The organism is Methylosinus sp. PW1, from assembly GCF_000745215.1.
Lineage (GTDB): Bacteria > Pseudomonadota > Alphaproteobacteria > Rhizobiales > Beijerinckiaceae > Methylosinus.
The window spans coordinates 1,314,003-1,329,682 of record NZ_JQNK01000009.1 but is presented as its reverse complement, the minus strand read 5'-3'; the positions used below and the strand labels follow the sequence as shown (position 1 = coordinate 1,329,682).

General features: G+C 64.6%; 13 protein-coding genes. 7 read left to right on the top strand and 6 right to left on the bottom strand.

Annotated features, from left to right (window positions below):
• Positions 1-4 precede the first annotated feature (4 nt).
• The 5 genes from K369_RS15975 (at position 5) to pgeF (ending at position 6,010) form a co-directional block, all read left to right on the top strand.
• Positions 5-2,212, top strand: a complete 2,208-nt coding sequence (locus K369_RS15975; RefSeq protein ID WP_036292414.1) for a 3-hydroxyacyl-CoA dehydrogenase NAD-binding domain-containing protein — start codon at positions 5-7, stop codon at positions 2,210-2,212.
• A complete protein-coding gene (locus K369_RS15970; RefSeq protein ID WP_036292413.1) occupies positions 2,212-3,258 on the top strand; it encodes an aldo/keto reductase in 1,047 nt (348 codons plus the stop codon). The genes K369_RS15975 and K369_RS15970 overlap by 1 nt, the downstream gene beginning before the upstream one ends.
• A gap of 66 nt (positions 3,259-3,324) precedes the next feature.
• Entirely contained in the window at positions 3,325-4,146 is an 822-nt protein-coding gene (lgt, locus tag K369_RS15965; protein WP_036292412.1) for a prolipoprotein diacylglyceryl transferase, read from the top strand.
• Positions 4,143-5,225 carry a class I SAM-dependent methyltransferase gene (locus tag K369_RS15960; protein ID WP_036292411.1) on the top strand — a complete coding sequence of 361 codons (1,083 nt, stop codon included), beginning with the start codon at positions 4,143-4,145 and terminating at the stop codon, positions 5,223-5,225. Before lgt ends, K369_RS15960 begins: the two co-directional genes overlap by 4 nt.
• Positions 5,222-6,010, top strand: a complete 789-nt coding sequence (pgeF, locus tag K369_RS15955; protein WP_084570695.1) for a peptidoglycan editing factor PgeF — start codon at positions 5,222-5,224, stop codon at positions 6,008-6,010. The genes K369_RS15960 and pgeF overlap by 4 nt, the downstream gene beginning before the upstream one ends.
• 22 nt (positions 6,011-6,032) lie before the next feature.
• On the opposite strand, the gene K369_RS15950 is transcribed toward pgeF, so the two are convergent.
• Genes K369_RS15950 through carA form a run of 3 tightly spaced genes read right to left on the bottom strand, consistent with a single transcriptional unit; the run spans position 6,033 to position 7,895 of the window.
• Entirely contained in the window at positions 6,033-6,395 is a 363-nt protein-coding gene (locus tag K369_RS15950) for a DUF86 domain-containing protein (RefSeq protein ID WP_036292410.1), read from the bottom strand.
• Positions 6,395-6,688, bottom strand: a complete 294-nt coding sequence (locus K369_RS15945) for a nucleotidyltransferase family protein (protein ID WP_036292409.1) — start codon at positions 6,686-6,688, stop codon at positions 6,395-6,397. Before K369_RS15945 ends, K369_RS15950 begins: the two co-directional genes overlap by 1 nt.
• A 16-nt stretch (positions 6,689-6,704) precedes the next feature.
• Complete coding sequence (carA, locus tag K369_RS15940) at positions 6,705-7,895, bottom strand: glutamine-hydrolyzing carbamoyl-phosphate synthase small subunit (RefSeq protein ID WP_036292408.1); 1,191 nt, start codon at positions 7,893-7,895, stop codon at positions 6,705-6,707.
• A 135-nt stretch (positions 7,896-8,030) separates the two neighbouring features.
• Here carA and K369_RS15935 point away from each other — a divergent pair, with 135 nt between their 5' ends.
• Both K369_RS15935 and K369_RS15930 read left to right on the top strand, forming a co-directional pair.
• Entirely contained in the window at positions 8,031-8,480 is a 450-nt protein-coding gene (locus tag K369_RS15935) for a GatB/YqeY domain-containing protein (RefSeq protein ID WP_024881032.1), read from the top strand.
• Positions 8,481-8,849: 369 nt separating this feature from the next.
• Positions 8,850-9,938, top strand: coding sequence for a hypothetical protein (locus K369_RS15930; protein ID WP_036292407.1), 1,089 nt, complete (start codon positions 8,850-8,852; stop codon positions 9,936-9,938).
• 20 nt (positions 9,939-9,958) lie between these two features.
• Here the strand turns inward: K369_RS15930 and metH are convergent, their stop codons facing one another.
• Genes metH through K369_RS15915 form a run of 3 tightly spaced genes read right to left on the bottom strand, consistent with a single transcriptional unit; the run spans position 9,959 to position 15,587 of the window.
• On the bottom strand, positions 9,959-13,681 hold the full coding sequence (metH, locus tag K369_RS15925; RefSeq protein ID WP_036292406.1) for a methionine synthase: 3,723 nt from the start codon (positions 13,679-13,681) through the stop codon (positions 9,959-9,961).
• On the bottom strand, positions 13,678-14,574 hold the full coding sequence (metF, locus tag K369_RS15920; protein WP_156968045.1) for a methylenetetrahydrofolate reductase [NAD(P)H]: 897 nt from the start codon (positions 14,572-14,574) through the stop codon (positions 13,678-13,680). The genes metH and metF overlap by 4 nt, the downstream gene beginning before the upstream one ends.
• Complete coding sequence (locus K369_RS15915) at positions 14,574-15,587, bottom strand: metalloregulator ArsR/SmtB family transcription factor (protein WP_036292404.1); 1,014 nt, start codon at positions 15,585-15,587, stop codon at positions 14,574-14,576. Before K369_RS15915 ends, metF begins: the two co-directional genes overlap by 1 nt.
• Positions 15,588-15,680 lie beyond the last annotated feature (93 nt).

Here is a 15,680-nt window from a genome sequence, read left to right as displayed (position 1 = left end):
CCCGATGAACCTCGTCAATTTCCGTTTCGAGACCGGCGCCGACGGCGTCGCTCTTCTCACCTGGGACAGCCCCGACCGCTCGATGAACGTCATCACCTTCGAGGTGATGGACGAATTGGAAAAAGTCATCGACGAGGTGGCGAGCAATCCTGAGATCAAGGGCTGCGTGATCGCATCGGGCAAGCCGGCCTTCTCCGGCGGCGCCGATCTCTCCATGCTGCAGAAGAGCGCGGTGGAATACGCCAAGGCCGTGCGCGAGCAGGGCGAGGAGGCTGCGCTGAAGCAGTTCTTCGAAGGCGCGCGCAGATTGTCGCTGCTCTATCGCAAGCTCGAGACCAATGGCAAGCCATTCGCCATCGCCATTCACGGCGCCTGTCTCGGCGGCGCTTTCGAGCTCGCGCTCGCCTGCCATTATCGCGTGCTCTCCGAGTCCGACAAAACCAAGGTCGGCCTGCCGGAAATCAAGGTCGGCCTCTTCCCCGGCGCCGGCGGCACGCAGCGCGTCGCGCGGCTGATGCAGACGGGCGACGCTCTGCAATTGCTGTTCAAGGGCGAGCAATTGAAGGCGTCCAAAGCCAAGGCCGCCGGACTCGTTCACGAGCTCGCGCCGGAGAATGAGATCGTCGAGCGGGCGCGCGCGTGGATCGTCGATGGCGGCAAGGGCAAGGCGCCCTGGGACGTCGAAGGCTTCAAGCCGCCGTCGGGCCGTGTGTTCTCGCCGGGCGGCATGATGGTGTGGCCGGCCGCCAACGCCATCTACCGCCGCGAGACCTTCGACAATTATCCCGCCGCCAAGGCGATATTGCACAGCGTGTTCGAGGGGCTGCAATTGCCCTTCGATCTCGGCCTGCGCGTCGAGGCGCGCTGGTTCGCGCATATTCTGCGCTCCAAGCAGGCCGCGGCGATGATCCGCTCGCTGTTCCTCTCCAAGAACGAGCTGGAGAAGGGCGCGCATCGGCCGAAGGAAATTCCGCCGGCGAAATTCGCCAAGATCGGCGTGCTCGGCGCCGGCTTCATGGGCGCGGGCGTCGCTTATGTCAGCGCGCTCGCCGGCATAGAGGTGGTGCTGATCGATCGCGATCAGGAGAGCGCCGACAAGGGCAAGGCCGTCATAGACAAGCTCGTCTCAGGCCAGGTCTCGCGCGGCCGCGCCACGGCGGCGGACAAGGAAGCGCTGCTTTCGCGCATCACGGCGACGCCCGATTATGAGAAGCTCGCCGGCGCCGATCTCATCGTCGAGGCCGTGTTCGAGGAGCGCGGCGTAAAGGCGGAAGTGACGAAGAAAGCGCAAGCGGTCGTGGGGCCGGATGTGATCTTCGCCTCCAACACCTCCACTCTGCCCATCACCTCGCTCGCCGAGACATCGCTTCGCCCCGAGAATTTCGTCGGCATTCATTTCTTCTCGCCGGTCGAGAAAATGCTGCTCGTCGAGGTGATCCGCGGCAAGAAGACCAATGATCGCGCCGTGGCGACGGCGCTCGATTTCGTGCGCGTGCTGAAGAAGACGCCGATCGTCGTCAATGATTCACGCGGCTTCTACGCCAATCGCTGCGTGCTGAATTTCGTGCGCGAAGGGCAGATCATGCTCACCGAAGGCGTGCCGCCGGCGATGATCGAGACCGCCGCGCGCATGGCCGGAATGCCGGTCGGCCCGCTCTCGCTCAATGACGAGATCGCGCTCGATCTCGCCTGGAAGATTCATCTCGCGACCAAGAAGGATCTCGGCGCAGCCGCCGTCGATCCGACGCAGGAGCGCGTGCTGCATTTCATGGTGGAGCAGGAAGGGCGCCTCGGCCGCAAGAACGGCAAGGGTTTCTATGATTATCCGGCGAGCGGAAAGAAAAGCCTGTGGCCGGGCCTCTCTGCGCTCGCCGACGAGAAGCTCGATCCAGACTCCATAGATGTTGAGGAGCTGAAGCAGCGCTTCCTCGTCGTGCAGGCGGTGGAGGCGGCGCGCGTCTTGTTCGACGGGGTCGTCACCGATCCGCGCGAGGCCGATGTCGGCTCGATTCTCGGCTTCGGCTTCGCGCCCTTCACCGGCGGCACTTTGTCATACATCGACGGCGTCGGCACGGCGGCCTTCGTCGCCATTTGCGACGAGCTCGCACAGAAATACGGCGAGCGCTTCGCCGCGCCCGCCGAGCTGCGCGAGATGGCGAAGAAGGGCGAGAGCTTCTACGGCAAATATGGCGCGCAGGCGAAGGCGGCGTGATGCGTTACAATCAGCTCGGCCGCACAGGCCTTTTCGTCTCGGAAATCTGCCTCGGCGCGATGACGTTCGGCGAGGCGGGCGGCGCCGGCATCTGGGGCGCGATCGCCGATGTCGATCAGCAGGCGGCGACGCGTATCGTCGAGCGCGCTTTTGCGGCGGGCGTCAATTTCATCGACACGGCCGATGTCTATTCCTTCGGCCGCTCGGAGAAGATGGTGGGGCAGGCGCTCGTCGATCTCGGCGTGAAGCGCAAGGACGTCGTCATCGCCACGAAATTCTATGGCGAGACCGGCGCCGGTCCCAATGATCGCGGCGCCTCGCGCGGGCATATAATGGACAGCGTCGAGGCGAGCCTCGAGCGCCTGCAGACCGATCACATCGATCTCTATCAGATCCACGGCAATGATGCGGTGACGCCGATAGAGGAGACATTGCGCGCGCTGGACGATCTCGTCTCGCGCGGGCTGGTGCGCTACATCGGCCTCTCCAATTGGCAGGCGTGGCGCATCGCCAAGGCGCTCGGCGTTTCCGAGCGGCTCGGCTTTGCGCGCTACGAGACGGTGCAGGCTTATTATTCCATCGCCGGCCGCGATCTCGAGCGCGAGATCGTCCCGCTGCTCCAGGAAGAAAAGCTCGGCCTCATGGTGTGGTCGCCGCTCGCCGGCGGCCTGCTCTCGGGCAAATATGGACCGGGCGCGCCGGAGGGCGCCGAGGGACGCCGCGTCTCTTTCGATTTCCCACCCGTCGACAAGGATCGCGCCTGGGCTTGCGTCGCGGCGATGCGCGAGATCGGCGCGAAGCATGGCGCGAGCGTCGCCGAAGTGGCGCTCGCCTATGTTCTCGCCAAGCCTTTCGTCACCAGCGTCATCATCGGCGCGAGGCGCATCGATCAGCTCGAGCAAAATCTCGCCGCGGCGAAGCTGCAGCTCGATGCGCAGGATATGGAGCGGCTCGACGCGGTGAGCGCGCTGGCGAAGGAGTATCCGGGCTGGATGCTCGAGCGTCAGGGCGCCTTTCGCCGCCCTGCGCCATTCGAGCCGAAATGAAGCGGTCATGACAGACGCGCCATCGCGCGCTAAGCTCGCGGCCATTCGCTGCAACCACGAGTCGTCATGCCAATCCTCGCGCTTCCCTTTCCGATGATCGATCCGGTTCTGATCGAGCTCGGACCGCTGCCCATACGCTGGTATGCGCTCGCCTATATCGCCGGGCTCGCGCTCGGCTGGCTCTATGCGCGCCGCCTCGTCTCGCGTGAGCATTTATGGGGAAAGGTCGCGCATCCGTCGCGCGAGAGCCTCGACGATCTGCTCGTCTATGTCGCGCTCGGCGTCATCATCGGCGGCCGGCTCGGCCATGTGCTCTTCTATGAGCGCGCCTTCTATTTCGCGCATCCCGAAGAGATCGTGAAAACCTGGAAAGGCGGAATGGCGTTTCACGGCGGGCTGATCGGCGCGATCGTGGCCATGACGCTGTTCGCGTGGCGCGAGAAGATTCTCGCGCTCACCGTCGCCGATATTTGCGCGACCGTCGCGCCGATCGGTATTTTCTTCGGCCGCCTCGCCAATTTCATCAAGCCGGAGATGTGGGGCCGCGAGAGCGATGTTCCTTGGGCCATGGTGTTTCCCGGCGCCGGCGACGCGCCGCGCCATCCGAGCCAGCTCTATGAGGCGGGGCTCGAGGGCGTGGCGCTCTATATTCTGCTCGCCATCGCCGCGCAGCGCGGCGCGCTGAAGCGGCCGGGCCTCGCCACCGGACTCTTCGGCGTCGGCTATGGCGCGGCGCGTATCGTCAGCGAATTCTTCCGCGAGCCGGATCCGCTGTCGGAGGCTTTGGACAATGGCCTCACAATGGGCATGGCGCTGTCCGCGCCGATGATCGTGATCGGCGCGGGATTGATCCTCTACGCGCTGCGCTCGCAGAAAGTCGAAGCATGAGCGCTCTGCGCGAAGACATAGTGGAGCTCATCGCGCAGGAGGGGCCGATCACGCTAGAGCGCTACATGACGCTCGCTCTGTCGCATCCCACCAAGGGCTATTACACGACGCGCGATCCTTTCGGCGCCGGCGGCGATTTCATCACCGCGCCGGAGATCAGCCAAATGTTCGGCGAGCTCATCGGCCTTTTCGCGCAAGAGGCGTGGCGCGCAGCGCGCTCGCCTGCGCCGCTGCGGCTCGTCGAGCTCGGTCCGGGCCGCGGCACGCTGATGGCGGATGCGCTGCGCGTCGCGCGCATCGCGCCGGATTTTCTCTCCGCGCTGGACGTTCATCTCATCGAGACGAGCCCTGTGCTCGAGGCGCGGCAGCGGCAGACGCTCGCCAATGCGCCGGCGCAAGTCTCCTGGAGCGCGGATGTCGCGCGCATTCCCGATGGGCCGGCGATCATCATCGCCAATGAGTTTTTCGACGCGCTGCCGGTGCGCCATTTCGTGCAGACGGAGCGCGGCTGGAGCGAGCGGCTCGTCGGCATGGACGAGCATGACGCGCTCGCTTTCGGCGTCGGCGAAAGCGTCGAGGCCGATCTCACCGTCGCGGCGCCGGAGGGCTCGATCATAGAGATCGGCGCGATCGGCGCGCGCATCATGCGCGATATCGCCGCGCGTCTTGTCGCACAGGGCGGGGCGCTGCTCGTCATCGACTATGGCTATGCGCAGACGGCGCTGGGCGAGACATTGCAGGCCGTGTCGCGCCACGCCTATGTCGATCCGCTGGAGGCGCCGGGCGAGGCCGATCTCACCACACATGTCGATTTCGCTGCGCTGGCGCGCGCCGCGACGGCGGCCGGCGCGAAAGTGCAAGGGCCGGTGACGCAGGGCGCGTTTCTACGCCAGCTCGGCGTCGTCGAGCGCGCCGAAGCTTTGAAGAAACGCGCGACGTCAGAGCAGCGCGCGGAGATCGACATTGCGCTCGCGCGTCTCATCGGCGCTGGCGATCCCAAGCGCGACATGGGCGAATTGTTCAAGGTCATCGCCGTGACGCATCCAGACATGCCGCTTCTGCCAGGGTTTTTCCAATGACCGAGACGATGGCGCCGCCGCGCGCGCTCGGCGCCGGCAATCTCGCTCTGCCGGGCATTCGCCACGCTTTCTTCACGCGCGCGGGCGGCGTGTCGGAGGGCGTTTACGCTTCGCTCAATGGCGGAGTCGGCTCCAGCGATGAGTCCGCGCGCGTCGCCGAGAATCGCGCGCGCATGGCGCGGCGCCTCGGCGCGGAGGCGCATCGTCTGCTCGTGCCCTATCAGATTCATTCGCACGACGCGCTCTATGTCGCGGAGCCTTGGGCCGAGACGGAGCGGCCGCGCTGCGACGGGCTCGTCACCAATGTCGAAGGGCTGGCGCTTGGCGTCACCGGCGCCGATTGCGGAATGCTGCTGTTCGCCGACGCAAGCGCCGGCGTCATCGGCGCCTGCCATGCGGGATGGAAGGGCGCGCTCACCGGCATGATCGAGGCGACGATCGCTCTGATGGAGACGCATGGCGCGCATCGCGCCGATATTCATGTCGCGCTCGGCCCGGCTATCGGCCGCGAGAGCTACGAGGTGGGCGGCGAGTTCGTCGAGCGGTTCCTCGCCGAGGATGCGAGCTTCGCGCGCTTCTTCGCGCCATCGACGCGCGAGGGGCATTCCATGTTCGATCTGCCATCTTTCATCACGCGGCGCGTCGAGGCGGCGAATGTCGCCTCTTTCGAGAATTTGCGCATCGACACTTATGCGGATGAGGCGCGCTGTTTCAGCTACCGCCGCAGCGTGCATCGCAAGGAGCCCGATTATGGGCGGCTGGTGTCGGCGATCGCGCTTCGGTGAGGGGCGGTCATCGCTACGCGTGTCAATCAGAAACAGGCTTTTTTCGTAAGGATTCGAGTTCCGCGCGGCAGACTTTTTCCAATGGTTGGAGGTCGCGCTGCGCGAGCTTCCACAGGACTGCGGCGGCGACTGTCTCGTAGCTATGCCGCAGCACATTGCCGATGCCGGCCACCTTGCGCCAGGGAATTTCAGGGTGACGCGCCTTCAGCTCGTCGTCGAGATGGCGGCTCGCTTCGGAAATGATCTCGACGCCTCGCTCGACGAGCCATTGCCGTCGCCAATCGGTTTCGAAATCCTCGAGCGAGGCCTCGGCCATGCACTCGTGAATATGCTCTATCGCTTCGATGATGTCCTGCAGGCGCGGAACATTCGAAGAGATCGCCATCAGAACACACGCAATGCGGTCTTTTCGATCCGCTCCCGCAACGCTTTGTGCAAGCTGTCGCGCGTCATGATGTCGACCGGGCTCCCCAGAAGGTCGTAAGCATAATCCTTTAGATCCATCAGCTCGAAAAGGCCGAGCTCGCCTTTTCGATAGTCGAAAAACAAATCGACATCCGATGTGGAGTCAGCTTCGTCGCGAGCGGTCGAGCCGAACAAATAGAGACTGAGCACGCCGAGCCGCCGCAACTCGGCTTCATGCGCTCTCAGTCGTTCTATGGCTTCGTCGCGTCTCATGGCTTTCTCTATCTGCTCACGCCCGCGCCTTCTCCATCATATCGACAAAGCGCGCGAAGAGATAATGGCTGTCCTGCGGGCCGGGGGAGGCCTCGGGGTGGTGCTGCACGGAGAAGGCCGGGCGGTCGGCCAGCGCAATGCCGCAATTGGAGCCGTCGAACAGCGAGCGATGCGTCTCGGCGACATTGGCCGGCAGGCTGTCGCGATCCACGGCGAAGCCGTGATTCATCGAGACGATCTCCACCTTGCCGGTGGTGAAATCCTTCACTGGATGATTGGCGCCGTGATGGCCCTGCGGCATTTTCTGCGTCTTCGCGCCGACGGCGAGCGCCATCATCTGATGGCCGAGGCATATGCCGAAGGTGGGAACCTTCGCCGCCAATAGCTCGCGAATGGTGGGCACGGCGTATTTGCCGGTCTCGGCCGGATCGCCCGGCCCGTTGGAGAGAAACACGCCATCGGGCGAGAGCGCGAGAATATCCTTGGCGCTGGTCGTCGCTGGCACGACGATCACCTCGCAGCCGGCCTCCGCCAGCAGCCGCAGAATATTGCGCTTCACGCCATAATCCACGGCGACGACGCGGAACTTCACGCCCTCGCGCTTGCCATAACCCGTGGCCTGCCGCCAGACGGTCTCGTCCCACTCATAGCGCGCGGGCGCGGTGACGGAGGGCACGAGGTCCATTCCGTCTATGCCCGGCCAGGCGGCGGCCTCGGCGCGCAGCGCGGCGAGGTCGAACACGCCGTCTGGCGCGAAGGCGATGACGGCGTTCTGCATGCCCTTCTCGCGGATCAGCGCCGTCAGCGCGCGCGTGTCCAGGCCGCAGAGGCCGATGATCCCCCGCGCCGCGAGCCATTCGCCGAGCGGCCGCAGCGCGCGATAATTGGACGGATCGCTCGAGGGCGCCGCGACGATCACGCCGCGCACGCCGGAGCTTCTGTCGAGATCGACGGTCTCGACATCCTCGTCATTGACGCCGACATTGCCGATATGCGGAAAGGTGAAGGTGACGATCTGCCCGGCGTAGGAAGGATCGGTGAGGATTTCCTGATAGCCGGTCATTGCGGTGTTGAAGCAGACCTCGCCGACGGCCGAGCCCACGGCGCCGAAGCCGAAGCCGAAAATCGCCTCGCCGCTGGCGAGGACCAGAACCCCCGTGTGGACCGGAACCGTCCAACCCGTCGCTGCGTCTTGATCCGGGCTCATCCGCGCTCTATGCCTCACCCTCATCCGCCGGCGCGCCGCCATCGGGCGCCCGCCATCCCTCGAAAAATCTAGATTGCCGCGATCCCTTCGGATCGCAAGCACGTCTAGAACATTTCACTGCGAAGTGGAAATACAATGCGCGAACGTTTCACGGCCGACCTCAAGGCGGCGATGAAGAGCGGTGAAAAGCAGAAGGTCGAGACGATCCGCATGATCACCGCGGGGCTCAAGGATCGCGACATAGAGGCGCGCGCCACGGGCAAGACGCTGGGCGACGACGATATTCTCGCTCTGCTGCAGAAAATGGTGAAGAGCCGCCAGGAATCGGTGGAAATCTACGAGAAGGGCGGCCGCCCCGAGCTCGCCGAGAAGGAGCGCGCCGAGATCGCCGTGATTACGGAATATCTGCCCCAGCAGCTCGGCGAGGCCGAGGTCGCCGAGGCGATAAAGGCCGCCATCGCCGAGACCGGCGCCGCCTCGATCAAGGATATGGGCAAGGTCGTCGCCGCGCTCAAGGCGAAATATACGGGCCGCATCGATTTCGGCAAGGCCAGCGCCGCGGTGAAGGCGGCGCTCGGGGGCTGAGGGCGATCACGGCGCTCGGCGGCTTCGCGCGGGGCGTAACGCTTTCACAGCGCACCGATTTTCTTCTTCGTGAAGAGTCGGGGCGCTGTTCTGCGTGAAAAATGTCTTCCATTATATTCAAAAGCAGTATTTATTTCGTAATCGGCATACGGTGTTCTTTTTATCGTAATTCGTGAGCGGGCGACGCGTATGGACCGCAAGAATGCAGCAATCGAAGAAATAAGAATCCTTCAAGGAATTATCGCGAGGCATGAGAACCTCGCATTTCGTGTCAAAGGGTTTTTTGGAACCGTTGTCGCTGGTTCCGCCGCAGCGGTCTACTCTCGATTTATCACTGTCGATAGGGTCGAGTTCGTCGAACTCGCCATCATGGTCTACGCCGCCTTTTCGATTTGGCTGCTCTACCACCGGGCGGTGGTGGTGAAGGCCGGCAAGCGGGTGGAAGCCATAGAGGCGGGCTTGGCGGCGACCGCGCGTGGCGACCCGGAAGCGCATGACTGGCAGCTCTATAAGACGCTGGGCTCGATAGGTCCTAAAGATATCGGTCCCGCGCTCGATTTTCAGGCGGCGGTTCCACTCGTTGCCGGCTTGGTCATCCTCGTCGTGTTCGTGTTGGTCGCCCCGGTGAGACCGTCCTCGAGCAGCGCCGTTCCGATCGAAAGTCCGAGATGTCCCGCGGTCGAATGCGTGCAGCGGAACGCGCCTTACTCGGGCGATCCTTACAATTTCGACGCATCCTTCGCGTTGACGCTCGCGTCGATTTTGACGGGAAGCGTCCTCATCGGATTGCGCAGAGGCGTCGCGCCGACGACGGCTGGATTCGCGCTATTCGCGATGGCGGGTGGCATCCAGGCGGCGGTCGTGAAAAATCTGAAGGTCGATAGTTTTCTGAAGGCGAATTTTGAAAATCTCGTCAAAGCGCAATTCGAATTGCAGGTCCCTGTCGAGTCCAAGACGGGGGATCGCTTTGTCTCTACTCGGTTGGGCGCGATAACGAATTTCAAGAAAGGCCGCGCCTCCTTCGATCACGAAGGGTTCGACGACGATGCTTTGCGCGCGGCAGAGCGCGAGCTCGAGAGCATTTGCGCGCGATGGAAAAGCGCCACGCCGCCGGATGGCGCTGGGGTCGTCTTGATCGTCGGGGCGACGGACCGTCTTCCTTTGTCAGGCGAGACGAAAGCGCGTTACGAGGCCAATGCCGGTCTCGCGCGGGCGCGCGTCGAGGCCGTGAGAGCGCGTCTCGACGAGGATTGTTGGAAAGCGGGCGCGAAGGCGCCCGATCGAGACAATATTATTGCGCTCGTCTCCGGCCCGCGCGTGACGCCGTCGTCCGCGGAGATTGCGCGAGCGACGCGGCCGCTCGGAGTTCCTTCCGACCGCCGCGTCGATATCTGGCTGATGACGAGCACGCCGGCCGCACGCGAGAAGGCGGACAATGGCGGAGGCTTCGATTTTTGATCGAGGCTACAGCCCGCGTCTCACTCCGCCGGCTCGGCCACGCGCGTCTCATAGTTGAGCACCGGCGCGAGCCAGCGCTCGATCTCGGCGGTGGAGACGCCCTTGCGCGCGGCGTAATCCTCGACCTGATCGCGCTCCACTTTGGCGACGCCGAAATAATGCGCCTGCGGATGCGCGAAATAGAGGCCGCTGACCGATGAAGCCGGCGTCATCGCGTAGCTCTCCGTCAGCGTGACGCCGGTGCGCTTCGTCGCCTCCAGCAGATCGAAGAGCGTCGCCTTCTCCGTATGGTCGGGCTGCGCCGGATAGCCGGGCGCCGGGCGAATGCCGCGATAATCCTCGCCGATCAGCTGTTCCGGCGTCAGCGTCTCATCCGCCGCATAGGCCCAGAACTCGCGGCGCACGCGCGCATGCATGCGCTCGGCGAAAGCTTCGGCGAGGCGATCGGCCAGCGCCTTCACCATGATCGCCCCGTAATCGTCATTGGCGCGGGCGAAGCGCTCGGAAATCTTCGCCTCCTGCGCGCCGGCGGTGACGACGAAGGCGCCGATGTAATCCGCCTTGCCGGAGCCCTCCGGCGCGACGAAATCGGCGAGCGCGACATTGGGCTTGCCGTCGCGGCGCGTGAGCTGCTGGCGCAGCGTGTGCAGCGTCGCCAGCCGTTCGACGCGTCCCTCGCCCGTGTAGAGCGCGATATCGTCGCCCACGGCGTTGGCGGGCCAGAAACCGATGACCGCCTTGGGATTGAACCAGCGCTCCTCGACGATGCGCGTCAGCATCGCCTGCGCATCGTCCAGCAATTGCCGCGCTGCCGGCCCGCGCTCGGGATCGTCGAGCAGAGCGGGATAGCGGCCCTTGAACTCCCAAGTCTGGAAGAAGGGCGTCCAATCGATATAGGGAACCAGCTCCGCGACATCATAGGAAGCGAAGACGCGCGCGCCGAGAAAGCTCGGCTTCGGCGGCTCGTAAGCGCTCCAATCGATCTTCAGCGCATTGGCGCGCGCGGATGCGAGAGAGACGCGCTGCTTGTCGGCCTGCGCGCGCGCATGGGCCTCGGCGACCTTCTCATATTCCACACGCGTCTTGGCGACATATTCCGCGCGAGACGATTGCGACATCAGCGCCTGCGCGACGCCCACGGCGCGCGAGGCGTCGGTCACATAGACCGCCTGGCCCTTGGTGTAATTGGGGCTGATCTTCACCGCCGTATGCACGCGGCTCGTCGTCGCGCCGCCGATGAGCAGCGGGGCGTCGAATCCTTCGCGCTCCAGCTCGGAAGCGACGAAGCACATTTCGTCGAGCGAGGGCGTGATGAGGCCGGAGAGGCCGATGATATCGACCTTTTCGGCCTTCGCCGTCTCGAGAATCTTGGCGGTGGGCACCATCACGCCGAGATCGATGATCTCGAAATTATTGCAGCCGAGCACGACGCCGACGATGTTCTTGCCGATGTCGTGAACATCGCCCTTCACTGTCGCGAGAAGAATCTTGCCGGCGGTGGAGCGCGTCTCCTTGTTCTCCTCCATGAAGGGCAGGAGATGCGCCACCGCCTGCTTCATCACGCGCGCGGATTTCACCACTTGCGGCAGGAACATTTTGCCCTGGCCGAAGAGATCGCCGACGACATTCATGCCGGCCATCAGCGGACCTTCGATCACATCGAGCGGGCGCGTGCTGGCGAGCCGCGCCTCTTCCACATCCTGCTCGATATAATCGGCGACGCCATTGACCAGCGCATATTCCAAACGCTTCTCGACGCTGGTCTCGCGCCACGCCGCGTCCTTCTCGGCTGTTTTGGCGCCCGCGCCTTTGAAGCGCTCGGCCATTTCGACGAGGCGCTCTGTCGCGTCGGGACGACGGTTCCGCACCACATCCTCGCAGGCCTCGCGCAGCTCGGGGTCGATCTTCTCATAGACGGCGAGCTGGCCGGCGTTGACGATGCCCATATCCATCCCCGCCGCAATGGCGTGATAGAGGAAGACGGAGTGCATCGCCTCGCGCACCGGCTCATTGCCGCGGAAGGAGAAGGAGAGGTTCGACACGCCGCCGGAGACATGCGCATGCGGCAGCGTCGTCTTGATCGCGCGCGCCGCGTCGATGAAATCGACGCCGTAATTGCTGTGCTCCTCGATGCCGGTCGCGACCGCGAAAATATTGGGATCGAAGATGATGTCTTGCGGCGCGAAGCCCACTTCCTCGACGAGGATCTTGTAAGCTCGGCCGGAGATTTCCACCTTGCGCGCGAAAGTGTCGGCCTGGCCCGCCTCGTCGAAGGCCATCACGACGACGGCGGCGCCATAGCGCTTCACCTTGGTCGCCGCCTCGATGAATTTCTCCTCGCCTTCCTTCAGCGAGATCGAGTTGACGACGCCCTTGCCTTGCAGACATTGCAGGCCGGCCTCGATCACCTCGAATTTCGACGAATCCACCATCACCGGCACGCGGGCGATGTCGGGCTCGGCGGCGAGGAGATTCAAGAATTCGACCATCGCCTTTTTGGAGTCGAGCAGGCCTTCGTCCATATTGACGTCGATGACCTGCGCGCCATTGGCGACCTGATCGCGCGCCACATCCAGCGCCGCGGCGTAATCGCCGGCGGTGATGAGCTTGCGGAACTTCGCCGAGCCGGTGACATTGGTGCGCTCGCCGACATTGACGAAGGGAATGTCCTTGGTGAGCGTGAAAGGCTCGAGGCCGGCGAGGCGCAGCAGCGGCGCGATCGTCGGAACAGCGCGCGGCGCGACGCCCTTCACGGCGCCGGCGATGGCGGCGATATGCGGCGGCGTCGTGCCGCAGCAGCCGCCGACGACATTGACGAGGCCGGACTTCGCGAATTCGCCGACCAGCTCGGCCATATATTCCGGGCTCTCGTCATAGAGGCCGAATTCATTGGGCAGGCCGGCGTTGGGGAAGGCGCAGATGCGCGTGTCGGCGATGCGCGAAACCTCGGCGATGTGCTGGCGCATCTCGCGCGCGCCGAGCGCGCAATTGAAGCCGATGGAGAAGGGCTTCGCGTGCTGAATCGAGTTCCAGAAAGCGGCGGCCGTCTGGCCGGAGAGCGTGCGGCCGGAAAGATCGGTGATAGTGCCGGAGATCATCACCGGAAAGCGCGTGCCGACCTTCTCGAAAGCATCCTCCACCGCATAGATCGCCGCTTTGGCGTTCAGCGTGTCGAAGATCGTCTCGATCAAGAGAATATCGGCGCCGCCCTCCAGCAGGCCGAGCGCCTCCTCGAGATAGGCGGCGCGCAAATCTTCGAAAGTGACGGCGCGAAAGCCGGGATTGGAGACATCCGGCGAGATGGAGGCGGTGCGATTGGTCGGCCCCATGGAGCCGGCGACGAAGCGCGGCACGCCGGTCTCGCGCGCCACCTCGTCGGCCGCCGCGCGAGCGAGGCGCGCGCCTTCGTAATTGAGCTCATAGACGATATGCTCGAGCCCGTAATCGGCCTGCGCGATAGAGGTGCAGGAGAAAGTATTGGTCTCGATAATGTCGGCGCCGGCCTCGAGATAGGCGCGATGAATCGCCTTGATCGCCGCCGGCTGCGTCAGCGTCAGCAGATCATTGTCGCCGCGCAAATCCTTCGCATGATCCTTGAATCGCTCGCCGCGGAAATCGTCCTCGGTGAATTTATGGCGCTGAATCATCGTGCCCATGGCGCCGTCGAGCACGAGAATGCGCTCGCTCGCCGCCTTCTCCAGCGCCGCCTGAATCTTCGGTCCGTGGGTCTTGTCGAAACTCATGCTGCGGCTTTCTCGGTGACGGGGCGCACGCCCAGAAGATGACAGATCGCGAAGACGAGATCGGCGCGATTATTGGTGTAGAAGTGGAATTCTCTCACGCCATTCTCGGCGAGGCCCAGCACCTGCTCGGCGGCGACCGCTGCGGCGATGAGACGGCGCGTGACGGGATCGTCGTCCAATCCCTCGAAGCGATGCGCGAGCCAATTGGGCACGCTCGCGCCGGCCTTGCGCGCGAAATTCGCCGTCTGCTTGAAGTTCTGCACCGGCATGATGCCGGGCACGATCGGAATCTTTATGCCTCGCGCGCGCGCCTTGTCGAGAAAGCGCAAATAAATATCGTTCTCGAAGAAGAATTGCGTGATGGCGCGCGTCGCGCCGGCGTCGATCTTGGCCTCGAGCGCGTCGAGATCGTCGTCGATCGTGCGGCTCTCGGGATGGCCTTCGGGATAGGTGGAGACGGAAATCTCGAAATCGCCGATGGCGCGAATGCCGCGCACCAGCTCGGTGGAGCTGCGATAGCCTTGCTGATGCGGCTCGAATCGCGTGCCGACGCCGGTCGGCGGATCGCCGCGCAGCGCGACGATATGGCGAACGCCGGCGTTCCAATAATCGCGCACGATCTCGTCGATCTCCGCGCGCGCGGCGGAGACGCAGGTCAGATGCGCGGCGGGGAGAATGTCGGTCTCGGCGGCGAGGCGCGCGACGATATTATGCGTGCGCTCGCGCGTGGAGCCGCCGGCGCCGTAAGTGACGGAGACGAACTTGGGCTTCAAAGGCGCGAGCCGCGCGATCGACTCCCACAGCTGCGCCTCCATCTCCGGCGTCTTCGGCGGGAAGAATTCGTAAGAAATATCGAAATGGCCCGGAGGCCACAGGCTGCGATTGTCGGACATCATGCGGTCTCGAAGCTGGCTTTGGGCAAAGGATCGGCGATGACGCGAGGATCTTGCGCCAGCCATAGGGATACGGTGAGCTTCGCGCCGTCGTCGGCGGAAGGCGCGAGATCGCGATGGCGCAGAATCTCGAGCCCGGCCTGCTCCAGCAGATTCGTGACTTCCTGCTGCGAGAAGCCGAGGCGGCGATGCGCATGCTCGTCGCGCAAGGTCTCCTCGCGATGCGGCGCGAAATCGACGACCAGCAGACGGCCGCCGGGCGCGAGCGTGCGCGCCGCCTCGCGCAGCGCGCGGCCGGGATCGTCGAGATAATGCAGAACCTGATGCACGATGACGAGATCGCAGCTGTTGCGTTCTATCGGCAGCGCATACATGTCGCCTTGGCGCAGCTGCACATTGCGCGCGCCGGCTTTTTCCAGCCGTCCGCGCGCGACGCCGAGCATTGCGGAGGAGAGATCGACGCCCACGGCCTGCTCCGCCTGCGGCGCGAATAGTTCCAGCATGCGCCCGGCGCCGGCGCCGAGATCGAGCAGGCGGCGCAGCGGCGCCTCGCCCACCGCCTCGCGCATGGCGGCCTCCACCTGAGCCTCCGGCACATGCAGCGAGCGGATCGCGTCCCATTCGGGCGCATGCTCGGCGAAATACCGGGCGGCGGCGTCGGCGCGGGCCTGCCGCACCTCGGCGAGACGGGCGCGGTCGCCGGCGATGCGCGGGTCCAGCGGATCGAGCCAGGAGACGACGCTGCGGGCGATCTCGCCGGGCGCATCGGCGGAGGCGAGGCGGAAGAAGGCCCAGGCGCCCTCGCGGCGGCGCTCCACCAGGCCGGCCTCGACCAGCAGCTTCAAATGGCGGGACACGCGCGGCTGCGACTGGCCGAGAATGGCCACGGCCTCGCTCACCGTCAGCTCCGTCTCGGCCAGCAGGTCCAGCAGGCGCAGGCGCGTCTCCTCGCCCGCCGCATTGAGGGCGGCGAGCGCGGGCTCGAGAAGAAGAGGTCGCCTCACATCGGACATTTGGCGTCGGCCACGGGCTTCGCTGATTAGATATAAAGATATCTATATGCGTCGTCTCGCTGGAAATCAAGATGCCGCCCGCCCTGCGCGGCC

Coding starts and splice junctions, on each gene's coding strand:
- K369_RS15960 (WP_036292411.1), top strand. CDS start 4,143: ATGAGCGCTCTGCGCGAAGACATAGTGGAGCTCATCGCGCAGGAGGGG.
- metF (WP_156968045.1), bottom strand. CDS start 14,574: ATGTCCGACAATCGCAGCCTGTGGCCTCCGGGCCATTTCGATATTTCT.
- K369_RS15970 (WP_036292413.1), top strand. CDS start 2,212: ATGCGTTACAATCAGCTCGGCCGCACAGGCCTTTTCGTCTCGGAAATC.
- K369_RS15975 (WP_036292414.1), top strand. CDS start 5: ATGAACCTCGTCAATTTCCGTTTCGAGACCGGCGCCGACGGCGTCGCT.
- K369_RS15935 (WP_024881032.1), top strand. CDS start 8,031: ATGCGCGAACGTTTCACGGCCGACCTCAAGGCGGCGATGAAGAGCGGT.
- pgeF (WP_084570695.1), top strand. CDS start 5,222: ATGACCGAGACGATGGCGCCGCCGCGCGCGCTCGGCGCCGGCAATCTC.
- K369_RS15945 (WP_036292409.1), bottom strand. CDS start 6,688: ATGAGACGCGACGAAGCCATAGAACGACTGAGAGCGCATGAAGCCGAG.
- K369_RS15930 (WP_036292407.1), top strand. CDS start 8,850: ATGGTCTACGCCGCCTTTTCGATTTGGCTGCTCTACCACCGGGCGGTG.
- K369_RS15950 (WP_036292410.1), bottom strand. CDS start 6,395: ATGGCGATCTCTTCGAATGTTCCGCGCCTGCAGGACATCATCGAAGCG.
- K369_RS15915 (WP_036292404.1), bottom strand. CDS start 15,587: ATGTCCGATGTGAGGCGACCTCTTCTTCTCGAGCCCGCGCTCGCCGCC.
- metH (WP_036292406.1), bottom strand. CDS start 13,681: ATGAGTTTCGACAAGACCCACGGACCGAAGATTCAGGCGGCGCTGGAG.
- lgt (WP_036292412.1), top strand. CDS start 3,325: ATGCCAATCCTCGCGCTTCCCTTTCCGATGATCGATCCGGTTCTGATC.
- carA (WP_036292408.1), bottom strand. CDS start 7,895: ATGAGCCCGGATCAAGACGCAGCGACGGGTTGGACGGTTCCGGTCCAC.